Here is a 13,305-nt window from a genome sequence, read left to right on the forward strand (position 1 = left end):
GCCTTCGCCCCCGCCGTTCGGGGGAGGGGCCCTGCGGCGGTCGCAGCTTCCGGGGCGCGGCGCGATGCGCCATCTTGGGCTGGCGGCCCGCCTGGGACGCCCCTGCCGTCTCTTCGGGATGTTTGCCGTGAAGCTGTTCTTCTCCCCCGCCTCGCCCTTCGTCCGCAAGGTCATGGTCTGCGCCATCGAGCGCGGCATCGACGGGCAGATCGAAAGGCTGCCGGCCGCCGCCCATCCGATCAACCAGGACGCCGCGATCAAGGCGCATAACCCGACCGGCAAGGTGCCGACGCTGATCGGTGATGACGGCGCGGCGATCTATGACAGCCGCGTCATCTGCGAGTATCTCGATGCCATCGGATCTGCCCCGGCGCTGTTCCCGGCAGGCGCTGCCCGCTGGCCGGCCCTCGTGCTGCAATCGGCGGCGGACGAGATGCTCGATGCGGCGCTCCTCGCCCGCTACGAGAGCGTCGCGCGCCCTGAGGCGCTGCGCTGGGCCGACTGGCATGCCGGGCAGATCACCAAGATCCGCACCACGGTCGCCAATTTCTCGTCGTCCTGGATGCCGCATCTTGAGGCGAAGGTCGACATCGGCACGATCGCGGTCGCCGTTTCGCTCGGCTATCTCGACTTCCGCTTCCCCGACATCGCCTGGCGCGACGGCAATGCTGCGCTCGCCGACTGGTATGCCCGGTTCTCCGAGCGTCCGTCGATGAGGGCGACTGTCCCGGTCGGGTAAGGGCCCGCCTTCAGACGGTCGCGGCGCCCTCCAGCCGCTGCACCAGCCGTTGGGCGAATTTGGCCGCAGCGACGGTAAGTGGCCGGCCGCGCAGCTGACCGATGGCAAGGCGGCCCGGCGGCACGTCGCGCGTATCGATCGGGCGCGAGACCAGCCCGTCGGCATCGCCCTCGGCCGGCGGCGCGCCGACCGCGATCTGGAAGGTGACGGCGTTCTCACGCAGCACGACATTGCGCAGGAATTCGAAGGAGTTCGACTCGATCGCCGGTTCGACCGGCAGTGACCGGCGGGCCGCGGCTTCGGCCAGCATCTGACGGCCGCCATAATTGCCGTCGGGCAGGGCGAGGGGATGGGCGAGGCAGTCGCGCAGCCTCAGGGTCGCCCGTGCCGCGAGCGGGTGGTCTCGCCGCATGATCGCCACCAGCGGCTGGTCAGCTGCGGCGATCACCGAAAAATCCGGCGACGGGGAGGGGCGGAAGACCACCGCTAGGTCGACGTCGAACTCGGTCAGCGCGTCCAGTGCCTGGCCATGGCCGAGGATGCGCACGTCGAAGCGCACCTGGGGGAAATCGGCGCGGTAGGCGGCGATCTCCTCGGGCAGCAGCCGGTAGGCGAGGGCGTGGCTGCAGGCGAGCGCGATCTTGCCGCGCCGGAAGCCCGACAGGTCCTCGATCTGCGAGCGGACGCGGCTGGTGTCGGCGATCTGGTCGCGGATGTGGCGGATGAGGAGCTCGCCGGCGGCGTTGAGGCGCACGCCGCGCGGCAACCGGTCGAAGAGCGGCGTGCCGAGTTCCGTCTCCACGTCCTGAAGGCGGCGGTTGAGGGCGGAGGCGGTGACGTTGAGCCGTTCGGCTGCCTGCCGGATGGAGCCGGTGCGGGCGACCTCGTCGATGTAGCGCCAGACCTTGAGATGCCGCATGTCGCCCGCCCTGACGATGACCGATGCCGTTTCGGCAGCGGAGTGTAGAAAACTCGGCACAAGACGGCAACGCTCGGTCGCTCTAGCCTGCGTCATCCCTATCCAAGCCCGGAGACATCGATGTCGCATGGTCCCAGCCGCAGGTTTGTCGTCGGTGGCGCCTTGGCCGCCTCCGTCCTGCCCTTCGTGCCGGCCGCGCCGGCCATCGCCCAGACCGCCCCGGTGCGGCTCAAGATGGTGCTGAACTGGCGCTATCAGGGACCGCAGAGCTGGTTCTTCCTCGCCCAGGACAATGGCTACCTGCGCCAGGCCGGCATCGAGATCGACATCGACCAAGGCAACGGCTCGGGCGCGGCAGTCGGCGCGGTCGGCTCCGGCACCTACGACATGGGCTTTGGCGACATCAACGCGCTGATCGCGCTCGCCGGCCGCAAGGCGGGCCCCGATCCGACCACGCCCATCGGCATCTACATGATGTTCAACCGCCCGCCCTTCACCATCGCGGTGAAGGCCGACGGGCCGATCCGTCAGCCGAAGGATCTTGAGGGCAAGAATCTCGGCGGTCCGGCCAATGACGGTGCGCTGCAGCTCTTCCCGGCCTTCGCCCGGTTGACCGGCATCGATGCCTCGAAGGTCACCATCACCAACATGGCGCCGAACCTGCGCGAGCAGATGTTGCAGCGCGGCCAGGTGGACGGCGCCTTCGGCTTCGTCAACACGATCCGCTTTTCCGCCAAGACCGCCGGCATCGATCCCGACAAGCAGTTCCGCTTCATCAATTACGGTGACCACGGCATGGACCTCTATTCCAACTGCCTGATCGTCTCCCGCAAGTTGGTGAACGAGCGTCCCGAGGCGCTGCGCGCCATCGTCGCTGCCTTCGATCGCGGTGTCGTCGACACGCTGAAGGATTACGACGCGGCGGTGGCCTCCGTCGCCAAGCGCGAGCCGCTGATCAACCGCGCCGTCGAGAAGGAGCGGCTCATCGCCACGCTGCAGGACGAGATGGGCCACCCCGAGATTGCCCGCTTCGGCTATGGCGCGCCGGATCCCGAGCGGCTCGCCCGCTCCATCGGCATCGTGCGCGAGGCCAATGCCCTGCCGCGCCAGCCCGGCCTGGAGGAGATCTTCACCGACGCCTTCCTGCCCGCGCCCGCTGCCCGGCTGCGCAAGATCCTCTGAAAGCGCCTTCCATGGACATGAATTTGACGGGCCGCGTTGCGGTCATCACTGGCCCGGCCAAGGGCATGGGCGCGGCCGTGACGCGGCTCTTCGCCGCCGAGGGCTGCCGCCTTGCCCTGCTCGGCCGCGACACCGCCGCCATCGAGCCGGTTGCCGCCGAGGTCAGGGCGAGGGGCGCCGAGGCGCTCATCATCCCCTGCGACATCACCAAGGGGTCCGATTGCGACGCCGCGATCGCGAAGACTCAAGGAGCCTATGGCGGGCGCATCGACATTCTCGTCAATGTCGCGGGTGGCTCGGGACCGGTCGGCAAGACCGGCTGGGAGACGACGGAAGAGGAGTTCGACGAGATCGTCGACCTCAACATGCGCGGCTGCTTCAACACGATGAAGGCCGTCACCCCCATCATGATCGCCCAGCGCTACGGCAAGATCGTCAATGTCGGCGGCACGTTCGGCATGCGCGGGCGGGCCGGGCGCATGGCCTATTCGGCGTCGAAATGGGGCCTGCGCGGCATCACCAAGAGCTTCGCGCTGGAGGTCGGGCCCCACGGCATCAACGTCAACTGTGTCGCGCCCGGCATGATCGAGGGCGACCGCTTCCGCACCAAGGTCATCCCCGAGATGGCGAAGCGGCTCGGCATCAGCCACGAGGAGGCGGTGGCCCATCACGCCGCCGACTATGCTTTGCGGCGCATCTCGACCGATGTCGACGTTGCCAATGCCTGCCTGTTCCTCGCCTCGGACGCGGCGCGCCAGATCACCGGCGTCGACCTGCCGGTCGATGGCGGCTGGGCCATGCTGTGACGGAGCGGACCATGAGCGCCACCCCCGATCTTCTTATCCACGGCGGCACGGTTGTCTCGGGCGACGCCACGGTGAAGGCCGATGTCGCTGTGAAGGACGGCCTCGTCATGGCCGTCGGTGCGCCGGGCACCTTGCCGGCGGGCCGCGAGAGCCTGGATGCGACCGGGCTCCACGTGCTGCCGGGCGCCATCGACGTCCACGTCCATTTCCGTGAGCCGGGCTACACGCACAAGGAGGACTGGGAGACCGGCACGGCGGCCGCCGCCATGGGCGGCACGACGACGGTCTTCGAGATGCCGAACACCCATCCGCCGACCCGGTCCATCACCGAGCTGCGGCAGAAGCAGGAGGCGGCCAAGAAGGCCTATGTCGACTACGGCATCTACGGGCTGCTTGCCGAGGACAATATCGCCGAACTTCCGGGGCTGATCGAGGGCGGGGTCAACGCCTTCAAGTGCTTCATGGGCAACACGTTCGGCAACCTGCCCTCGCCCTCGACGGGGGCCATGCTCGAGGGCTTCGAGATCATCGCGCCCTCCGGCCTGCGCATCTCGCTCCATGCCGAAACGGCGTCCATCATGGCCTGGCGGCAGAAGCGCCTGATGGAGGCCGGCCGCAACGATCCGCTCGCCCATGTGGCGGCGCGGCCCGCCGTGGTCGCGGCGGAGGCGGTCGCCCGCGCCGCGATCCTCGCGGAATGGACGGGCGCGCGGCTGCACGTGCTCCACATTTCGTCAGGCCTCGAACTCGGGCCGCTGCGCGATGCGAAAGCCCGCGGCGTCGACATCACCGGCGGCACCTGCCCCTGCTACCTGCTGCTCGACACCCGCGACTATGGCCGTCTCGGATCGGTGATCCGGGTCAATCCGCCGGTGCGCGAGGCGAGCGATTCCGAGGCCATCTGGGCGGCGCTGAAGGACGGCACGGTGGATCTCGTCGAGACCGACCACGCCCCCCATACGCCGGAGGAGAAGACCAAGGCGGTGATCTGGGAAGCCGATTGCGGCTTTCCGGGCGTCGAGACGCAGATGCCGCTGATGCTCAATGAGGTGGCCAAGGGCCGCATGAGCGTCGAGGACTATGTCCGCTGGTCCGCCGAGAACCCGGCGAAGCGCTTCGGCCTCTGGCCGGTGAAGGGGCGCATTGCCGCCGGCGCCCATGCCGATATCGCGGTGGTGGACCTCACGCGCACCGAGACGATCCGCGCCGAGGCGCTGCATTCGCGGGCGAAGGTCACTCCCTTCGAGGGCAAGGCAGTGACGGGCGTTCCCGTGCACACGCTGGTGCGCGGGCGCTTCGTGCAGAAGGACCGCAGGCTGGTGACCGAGGCTCGCGGTCACGGACGGCAGGTCACCGATGTGCAGCGCATGCCGGCGCCGACAGTGGCCAATGCCGACAAGACCCTCGCGGCAGAAATCGCCCGCGCGAGGGCCTGATCGCGTCAGCGGACGGCCCGGGTTGTCATGGGAAGACCGATGATGGCGGCGGTCCTCAGACCGCCGCCATCCGAGGATCACTGGGTCCGCTTGCCGTCCGCGGCGAACTGGCGGAGATAGGCGGTGAGGTCGGCGATCTGGTTGTCGCTGCGGATGCCGGCGAAGACCATGCGGGTGCCGGGCGTCACCTCGCGCGGATTGCGGATGTAGACCGCGAAATTCTCCGGCGACCAGACCTTCTCGGCGACTGCAGGGGTCTTGAAGGCGGGCGAATAGTTGAAGCCCTCGACCGTGCCGGCCTTGCGGCCGAACAGGCCGTTGAGATTGGGGCCGACGCCGTTGCGGGCGGTCTCGCCGACCTGGTGGCAGGCGCGGCACTGGGCGAAGACACGCTCGCCGGCGGCCGGATCGCCGGCGGACTGGGCGAGAAGCGGGGACGCCGCGACGGCGGCGAGGAGGGACACGGACAGGGCCGTGGCGGCGACGATGCGCATGGTGCAGATCCTGACGATGGTGGCTGAAAAGGCCGATGGCGATGGTCTCGCCATCGGCCTCGTCCGGGGGTGCCCCCGATGTAGCGACAAATAGGATTCGTCGCCACCACGACAATGTCCTGCGACGACACCGGTCGAGCCATCGCCATCCTGGAAGAGTCTGGCCGTGGGACCGTCAAGCCCACTCGCCGCGGCGGAAGACCGGCACCCGCTGGCCGTCGGCGGTTACGCCGTCGATATCGACTTCGCCCGAGCCGATCATCCAGTCGATATGGATGAGCGAGCGGTTGCCGCCGCGCGCGGCGATCTCGTCGGGCGTCAGGCTGGCGCCATTGACGAAGCACTTGGCGTAGCACTGGCCGAGCGCGATATGGCAGGAGGCGTTCTCGTCGAAGAGCGTGTTGTAGAAAAGGATGCCGCTCTTGGAGATGGGCGAGGAATGCGGCACGAGCGCCACCTCGCCGAGCCGGCGAGCGCCCTCATCGGTGTCGAGCACCTTGCCCAGAACCTGTTCGCCGCGGCTCGCATGAGCCTCGACGATCCGCCCCGCTTCGAAGCGCACGCGGATGCCGTCGATCAGCGTGCCCTGGTAGGACAGCGGCTTGGTGCTGGAGACATGGCCGGTCACTTTCAGCGCATGGGGCGTGGTGAAGACCTCTTCGGTCGGGATGTTGGGGTTGCAGGTGATGCCGTTCTTCGCCGTGGAGGCGCCGCCCTCCCAGAGGTGATCGTCGGCGAGGCCGACGGTGAGATCGGTGCCGGGCCCCGTGAACTGGAGGGCGGCGAAGCGCTGCTCGTTGAGCGAGGCGGTGCGGCGGGCAAGCGCGGCGTTATGCGCTTCCCAGGCCGCAACGGGATCGTCCTGGTTGACGCGCGAGGCAGCGAAGATGGCATCGGCCAGGCGCGTCACGGCCGCCGCCTCGTCGAGGTCGGGGAAGACCAGCTTGGCCCAGGCCGTGCCGGGATAGGCGACGATGTTCCAGTTGATGTCGAAGCCGGCGATCTTCTCCAGCGCGGGCTGGTAGGCCCGCGAGGTCGCGCGGTTGGCGCGCGAGACCTTGTCGGGGTCCTCGTTGGCCAGCAGCATCGGATTGTCACCGACGACAGCGAGGCGGGCGGTGTTGTCGCCGAAGGCCTCGGCCATGCCGCGATAGAGCCAGTCCGGCGCCTTGTCGAAGCTCTCGGTATGGGCGTGGCGGAAGCGGGTGAGGGTGAGTTCCTCGTCCGAGAGGATGGGCGTCACCAGATTGGCGCCGGCCTGATAGGCATGGCGGGCGATGCGCCGCACCAGAGGCAGCGAGCCGGCCGAGCCGGTGAGCAGGAGATCCTGGCCCTTGCGCAAGCGGAGCCCGACCTTGACGGCGACTTCCGCGAGCTTGTCGAGGCGGGCTTCGTCAATCCGGGAGGAGGGATGTGCTGCGTCCATGGTCGGGTCCTGGTGGCGTGCCGGCGAAAGGTGACCCTGCGTCACGAGCCTGGCAACCCATCCGAGCAAGCAGCGGGCATGCGCGCCGCGGGACGCGCGCCCTGCCGTCAGAAGATGCTGTAGCCACCATCAATGACGAGGGTCTGGCCCGTCATGTAGGACGATGACCGGCTCATCAGGAAGACTGCCATCCCTCCGAAATCGGCCGGCGTGCCGAAACGCCGCACCGGAATGCGCGGCGAGACCGCCTTGACGAACTTCTCGTCGGCGAGGGCGCGGGCGGTCATATCCGTCTCGATCCAGCCCGGCAGGATGGTGTTCGCGGTGACGCCATGGCGGGCGAGCTCGACGGCGATGGCCCGGACGAACGCATTGAGCGCGCCTTTCGAGGCGCCGTAATGCTCGTTCCAGGCGGCGCCCTCGATGGAAGCGACGGACGAGGTGGCCACCAGCCGGCCGAAGGGATCGCCCGCCTTGGCACGGACCACCATGTGGCGGGCGGCGAGCTGGAAGCCGCGGGCGACGCCCTCGACATTGGCGGTCATCAGCCGGCGCCATTCATCCCAGTCGCGCTCGATGAAGGGGCCCTTGCTCTCGCCGGTGATGCCGGCATTGGCGAAGAACCCGTCGACGCGGCCGAGGGCGGACAGGGTTGCGGCGAAGGCTGCCTCGATGGAGGCGGGGTCCGTGACGTCGCAAGTCCGGCCCTCGACCTGCCCGCCGGTCGCCTTGAGACCCGACACCGCAGCCTCCGTCTTGTCGCGGTTGCGGCCCCAGATGGAGACGGCGCAACCCGCTCCGACCAGCGCCTCGGCCATGCCGAGGCCAATGCCGCCATTGCCGCCGGTGACGATGGCCACGCGGCCCGAAAGGTCGAAGATCTGGGTCATGGCTGTCCTCCGTCGCGCACTGCCGGCGCCTGTTCGTCATGGGACGGGCGGGGCGGCCCGGCCGTCAACCGGGCCGACGGAGGGAGGGGGTCAGCTGGCGGCGGCGGTGGAGGTTTCGCGACGGCGGAGAATCCAGAGCACCAGTGTCGCCAGCGCCACCATCCACATCTTGCCGAGGACGAGGCCGGGAAGAAGCTGGACCGAGCCGAAGGCGAGCCAGAGGAACAGCGTGGAATCGATCACCGTGCCGACGAGGCTCGAGGCCCAGACGGCGGCGATGAGGCGCTTGCGGGCAAGGGGGGTATAGACCGCCGTATCGGCAAGTTCCGAGAACAGGAAAGCGCAGGCGGAGGCGAGGGCGAGGGCAGGGGCTGCGACGGTCCAGGACAGGGCGGCGCCGACGACGATGCCGGCGAGCGACCAGACGAGGCCGAGGCGGCGCTGGACGAGATCGCGCAGCACCAGGGCAAGGCCGATCATCAGCACGCCGCTCGGCGCCATCAGGCCGAAGCCGACGGGAATGAGGCAGGGGCCATTGGGCACGCAGGTCGTGCCGAGATTGCCGATCAGCCAGTTGGCGGCGGGAATGGTGGCGACGAAGCCGGCGAGGGCGAGATATCCGAGCATGTCTGGCCGTGGGGTGGTGGCGGAAAGGCGCCTCCATACAGCGACAGGCCGCCAAGGTCACGCGATGTGTGCAGTGCGGTCGTGCCCCGCCGCGGCCCGGGTGACCCGCCGGCCGATTTGGCCTAGAGGAGGGGAATGACCACGTCGTTCGACCCGAGCAGCGCAGAAACACCGCGGACGTCCGCGCAGCGCTTCGCCGATTTCGGCCTGGCTTTCCGTGCCGGAATCGAGCGCCTGTTCCGCCCGGTCCGGCCGCTCGCCTCGCCGGCCTTCCGCGTCTTCCCCGGCTGGCCCGAGCGTTTTGCGGCCGCGGCCATCGCGCTGGCGCTCATCCTCGCCGGCATGGTCTATGTCGATCCCGTGGTGATCGGCGTACGCGCCTGGACGCGCGGCGGATGGGCCTTCGTCTGGGAGCTCATCACCGATGTCGGCAAATCCGCCTGGGTGCTGATCCCCAGCGGCGTCATACTGCTGGTGATCCTGTCGGTCGTCACGCCGGCGCGGCGCTTTGCCGACAGGGTGATGCTGGCGCTTGCCGCCCGGCTCGCCTTCGTCTTCATCGCGGTGGGCGGATCTGGACTGATCGTCACCATCGTCAAGCGCATCATCGCCCGCGGGCGGCCGCGCTATTTCGACGAGTTCGGCGCCTTGCACTTCCAGTTCCCGAGCTGGCAGGCGTCCTATGCGAGCTTCCCCTCGGGGCATTCGCAGACGGCCTTTGCCATCGCGCTGTCCTTCGCCGCGCTGTTCCCGCGCTGGCGTAACACCTTCATCGTCCTGGCGGTGATCGTCGCCTTCAGCCGCGTGGCCGTGGACGCCCACTATTTCACCGACATCGTCGCCGGTTCGCTGTGGGGCGCCTGGTTCACCGTGATGACGCGCGAATGGTTCGCGCGTCGCGGTCTCGTCTTCTCGCCGATGGCGCACCGGGAGCCGGTGCCGATGCCCCGGCACAGGCTGAAACAGGCACTGGCGCAGGTCTGGCGCCGCTTGCGCGGCTGATCAGGCCGCGGCCTTCAACCGCTCGAAGCCGGCGGCGAGGTCGGCCTGCAGGTCCTTCACGTCCTCGAGGCCGATCTGGAAGCGCAGGGCCGGGCCGCCCGGATTCCATGTCGTCGCGCTGCGATAGGGCGCGCAGTCGAACGGCACCACGAGGCTCTCGTAGCCACCCCAGGAATAGCCCATGCCGAAGAGCTCGAGCCCGTCGAGGAAGGCGGCAAGCTGGCGCTCGCTTGCGGGATGCAGGATCACCGAGAACAGGCCCGAGGCGCCCTTGAAGTCGCGCTTCCAGATGGCATGGCCGGGATGGGACGGGAAGGCCGGGTGAAGAACGGTCTTCACTTCGAGCCGGGCGGCGAGCCATTCGGCCATGGCCATGCCCTGACGGTTGGCCTCGTCGAGGCGCAGCTTCATGGTGCGCAGGCCGCGCAGCGCCAGGAAGCAGTCCTCGGGGCCGGCGCCGATGGCGGTGAGGTCGAAAGTCTCGCGCAGGGCCGGATAGGCCCGCTCGTTGGCAGTGACGAGACCCATGAGCAGGTCGGAATGGCCGCCGAGATATTTGGTGCCGGCCTCGATGGCGATGTCGACGCCGCGTTCGTGCGGCGGGAAATAGAGCGGCGTCGCCCAGGTGTTGTCCATGACGACGAGGGCGCCCTTGGCATGGGCGGCAGCCGCGATGGCCGGAATGTCCTGCATTTCGAAGGACTGCGACCCCGGGGCCTCGGTGAAGACCACGGTGGTGTTCGGGCGCATCAGGTCGGCAATGCCGGCACCGATCAGCGGGTCGTAATAGGTGGTCTCGACCCCGAAGCGCTTGAGGACCCCGTCGGCATACTGGCGGGTGGGACGATAGACCGAATCCGTTACCAGCATGTGGTCACCCGCCTTCAGGCAGGACTGCAGCGCGATGGCGATCGCGGCAAGGCCCGACGGCACGATCACCGTGCCGGCGGCCCCGGAAATGTCGGTCCAGGCCTCTTCCAGCGCCTTGGTCGTCGGCGTGCCCTTGGTGCCGTAGATGTATTTCTGGCGGCGGGCCTTCAGCTCCTCATAGGTCGGGTACAGCACCGTCGAGCCGCGATAGATCGGCGTGTTGACGAAGCCATACTGATCGGCGGGGTGGCGGCCTCCGAGCACCAGGCGAGTGCGCTCGGACAGGGACTTGGTATCGGACGGGCCAGCCATGCCTGCCTCTGACGTTAGGAAAGGAGAGGGGCGTGACGGTCGGCCGCCGCGCGGTGGGACTCGGGCTTGTCGGCGGTCCGGCGTTCGCTCGTCAAGGCCTTGACCCCCGTTTCAAGATGGCCTGTGATGCAGTTATGCGGGGTCTTGCGGACGACAGGTCCGGGAGGCAGCGCCCCAGGGGCGGCCCGCGGCGGACAAGAACCAAGCCACAACCAGAATGGGAAAGGCTGTCACCATGAAGCGAATCGTATCGACTCTCGCGCTCGGAGCCGCGCTGGGCCTCGGGGCCACGGCTGCGCTGGCCCAGGCGCCGTCGACGACCCTCCGCAACATCCAGAACAAGGGCTTCGTCCAGTGCGGCGTGAGCCAGGGTCTCGCCGGCTTCTCGCAGCCGGACAGCGCCGGCAACTGGACCGGCCTCGACGTCGATTTCTGCCGCGCGCTTGCGGCGGCGATCTTCAATGACCCCTCGAAGGTGCGCTTCTCGCCGCTTTCGGCGAAGGACCGCTTCACCGCCCTGCAGTCCGGCGAGGTCGACGTGCTCTCGCGGAACTCCACCTGGACCATCCAGCGCGACACGTCACTCGGCCTGAACTTCGCAGGCATCAACTACTATGACGGCCAGGGCTTCCTGGTCCGCAAGTCGCTCAACGTGAAGAGCGCCCGCGAGCTGTCGGGTGCTTCGGTCTGCGTGCAGACCGGCACCACCACCGAGCTGAACGTCGCCGACTTCTTCCGGACCAACAACCTGAAGTTTGAGCCGGTCGTGTTCGCCACGGCCGACGAGACGATCAAGGCCTATGATGCCGGCCGCTGCGACGTGTTCACCACCGACGCTTCGGGCCTCTATGCCGAGCGCGTGAAGCTCGCCAAGCCCGACGACCACATGGTGCTGCCGGAGATCATCTCGAAGGAGCCGCTCGGCCCGGTCGTGCGCCATGGCGATGACCAGTGGTTCGACATCGTGAAGTGGACCCATTTCGCGATGATCACCGCCGAGGAGCTCAACATCTCCAAGGCGAACCTCGACCAGATGCTGCAGTCGACCAATCCCGAGATCCGCCGCACGCTCGGCGCCGAGGGCAATTTCGGCGAGGCGCTCGGCCTCAGCCGCGACTGGGTCGTCCGCATCGTCCGCCATGTCGGCAATTATGCCGAGGTTTTCGACCGCAATGTCGGCCCCTCGACCCGCCTCGGCATCTCCCGTGGCCTCAATGCGCTGTGGAACAAGGGCGGTCTGCAGTACGCACCGCCCATCCGTTGAGCGCGCCTAATTAATCAGCGATAAGCGCTGGACAGCATCGCCGTTCCGGGTCCACGATCCGGAACGGCAATCGGTGCAGACAACCGCCCTCCATCGAGGGGGCACGCACCGGACCAGAGCAGGGGATGGCGATCATGACGGACGGCACGGTGCCGGCTCGTGGGACCAGTGCGACCAAGGTGGCGTTCTTCAACGACCCAAAGGTCAGAAGCCTCATCTTCCAGGGGCTCGCCCTCGCACTGCTGGTCTTCGTCATTTACTCGGCGGTCTCGAACGCCGTCACCAACCTCTCCAACCAGCGGATCGCCGCCGGTTTCGGGTTCCTCGACCAGACCGCCGGCTTCGGAATCTCGCAGACGCCGATCGCCTGGTCCGAGTCGATGTCCTATGGCCGGGCCTTCGTCATCGGCCTGTTGAACACGCTGCTGGTGGCGGTGGTCGGCATCTTCTTCGCCACCATTCTCGGCTTCATCGTCGGCGTGTCCCGGCTGTCGCCGAACTGGGTGATCTCCAAGATCGCCTATTGGTATGTCGAGATCATCCGCAACCTGCCGCTGCTCTTCCAGATCCTGTTCTGGTATCTGGCGGTGCTCGCGGCCATGCCGACGCCACGCAATTCCTACTCGCTTTTCGGCCTGTTCTTCGCCAACCAGCGCGGCATCACCGTACCCAAGCCGATCTTCGAGGCCGGGTCAGGCGCCATCGGCATCGCTCTGATCGTCGGCATCATTGCCGCCTTCGCGGTGCGCAGCTGGGCGCGCAAGCGTCAGGCCGCCACCGGCCAGCAGTTCCCGGTCGTGTCGACCATGATCGGGCTGATCTTCGGCCTGCCGATCCTCGCCTATCTCGCCTCGGGCATGCCGGTTTCCTTCGACTATGCGCAGCAGGGCCGCTTCAACCTCGCCGGCGGCATGACGCTGATCCCGGAATTCGTCGCCCTGACCCTCGCCCTCGTCGCCTATACCGCGGCCTTCATCGGCGAGATCGTGCGCGCCGGCATCCAGGCGGTGAGCCACGGCCAGACCGAGGCGGGCCGTTCGCTCGGCCTCGCCGAGGGCCGCATCCTCAACCTCATCGTCATCCCGCAGGCGTTGCGGGTGATCATCCCGCCGCTGACCAGCCAGTACCTGAACCTCGCCAAGAACTCCTCGCTCGCGGTCGGCATCGGCTATCCCGACATGGTCTCGGTCGGCGGCACGATCCTCAACCAGACCGGCCAGGCCATCGAGATCATCGCGATGTGGATGGGCTGTTACCTTACCATCTCCATCGTCACGTCGATCTTCATGAACTGGTACAACGCGCGCATCGCGCTGGTGGAACGCTGAAGGTTCGCGC

The 13,305-nt window shown here is 68.0% G+C and carries 13 protein-coding genes; 7 read left to right on the forward strand and 6 right to left on the reverse strand.

Features of this window, described 5'->3' with window-relative positions:
• The first annotated feature begins 127 nt into the window (after positions 1–127).
• The gene (locus tag O9344_RS12835) at positions 128–739 is read left to right on the forward strand and encodes a glutathione S-transferase (RefSeq protein WP_298477708.1); all 612 of its coding nucleotides are present in this window, start codon (positions 128–130) and stop codon (positions 737–739) included.
• Between the two features lie 10 nt (positions 740–749).
• On the opposite strand, the gene O9344_RS12840 is transcribed toward O9344_RS12835, so the two are convergent.
• The gene (locus O9344_RS12840) at positions 750–1,658 is read right to left on the reverse strand and encodes a LysR family transcriptional regulator (protein WP_298477711.1); all 909 of its coding nucleotides are present in this window, start codon (positions 1,656–1,658) and stop codon (positions 750–752) included.
• 120 nt (positions 1,659–1,778) lie between these two features.
• Here O9344_RS12840 and O9344_RS12845 point away from each other — a divergent pair, with 120 nt between their 5' ends.
• Genes O9344_RS12845 through O9344_RS12855 form a run of 3 tightly spaced genes read left to right on the forward strand, consistent with a single transcriptional unit; the run spans position 1,779 to position 5,082 of the window.
• Positions 1,779–2,840 carry an ABC transporter substrate-binding protein gene (locus O9344_RS12845; RefSeq protein ID WP_298477714.1) on the forward strand — a complete coding sequence of 354 codons (1,062 nt, stop codon included), beginning with the start codon at positions 1,779–1,781 and terminating at the stop codon, positions 2,838–2,840.
• Between the two features lie 11 nt (positions 2,841–2,851).
• On the forward strand, positions 2,852–3,646 hold the full coding sequence (locus O9344_RS12850) for an SDR family NAD(P)-dependent oxidoreductase (protein WP_298477717.1): 795 nt from the start codon (positions 2,852–2,854) through the stop codon (positions 3,644–3,646).
• 11 nt (positions 3,647–3,657) lie between these two features.
• Complete coding sequence (locus O9344_RS12855; RefSeq protein ID WP_298477720.1) at positions 3,658–5,082, forward strand: dihydroorotase family protein; 1,425 nt, start codon at positions 3,658–3,660, stop codon at positions 5,080–5,082.
• Positions 5,083–5,159: 77 nt separating this feature from the next.
• Here O9344_RS12855 and O9344_RS12860 read toward each other — a convergent pair whose 3' ends face one another.
• The 4 genes from O9344_RS12860 to O9344_RS12875 all read right to left on the reverse strand — a co-directional run bounded on the left by O9344_RS12860 (position 5,160) and on the right by O9344_RS12875 (position 8,519).
• Complete coding sequence (locus tag O9344_RS12860) at positions 5,160–5,576, reverse strand: cytochrome c family protein (RefSeq protein ID WP_298477723.1); 417 nt, start codon at positions 5,574–5,576, stop codon at positions 5,160–5,162.
• A 175-nt stretch (positions 5,577–5,751) separates the two neighbouring features.
• Positions 5,752–7,002: an aminopeptidase gene (locus O9344_RS12865; protein WP_298477726.1), complete on the reverse strand. Its 1,251-nt coding sequence runs from the start codon at positions 7,000–7,002 to the stop codon at positions 5,752–5,754.
• Between the two features lie 107 nt (positions 7,003–7,109).
• Positions 7,110–7,892 (reverse strand): SDR family oxidoreductase, encoded by a 783-nt coding sequence (locus O9344_RS12870; RefSeq protein ID WP_298477730.1) that lies wholly within the window; start codon positions 7,890–7,892, stop codon positions 7,110–7,112.
• A 90-nt stretch (positions 7,893–7,982) separates the two neighbouring features.
• Positions 7,983–8,519 (reverse strand): VUT family protein, encoded by a 537-nt coding sequence (locus tag O9344_RS12875; RefSeq protein ID WP_298477732.1) that lies wholly within the window; start codon positions 8,517–8,519, stop codon positions 7,983–7,985.
• A 135-nt stretch (positions 8,520–8,654) separates the two neighbouring features.
• On the opposite strand from O9344_RS12875, the gene O9344_RS12880 reads away from it, so the two are divergent.
• Complete coding sequence (locus O9344_RS12880; protein ID WP_298477735.1) at positions 8,655–9,521, forward strand: phosphatase PAP2 family protein; 867 nt, start codon at positions 8,655–8,657, stop codon at positions 9,519–9,521.
• Here the strand turns inward: O9344_RS12880 and metC are convergent, their stop codons facing one another.
• A complete protein-coding gene (gene metC, locus O9344_RS12885) occupies positions 9,522–10,703 on the reverse strand; it encodes a cystathionine beta-lyase (RefSeq protein ID WP_298477738.1) in 1,182 nt (393 codons plus the stop codon).
• Between the two features lie 235 nt (positions 10,704–10,938).
• On the opposite strand from metC, the gene O9344_RS12890 reads away from it, so the two are divergent.
• On the forward strand, positions 10,939–11,967 hold the full coding sequence (locus O9344_RS12890) for an amino acid ABC transporter substrate-binding protein (protein WP_298477741.1): 1,029 nt from the start codon (positions 10,939–10,941) through the stop codon (positions 11,965–11,967).
• A gap of 134 nt (positions 11,968–12,101) precedes the next feature.
• A complete protein-coding gene (locus tag O9344_RS12895; RefSeq protein WP_298477865.1) occupies positions 12,102–13,295 on the forward strand; it encodes an amino acid ABC transporter permease in 1,194 nt (397 codons plus the stop codon).
• Positions 13,296–13,305 lie beyond the last annotated feature (10 nt).

This window comes from Phreatobacter sp. (assembly GCF_027532945.1).
GTDB lineage: Bacteria > Pseudomonadota > Alphaproteobacteria > Rhizobiales > Phreatobacteraceae > Phreatobacter.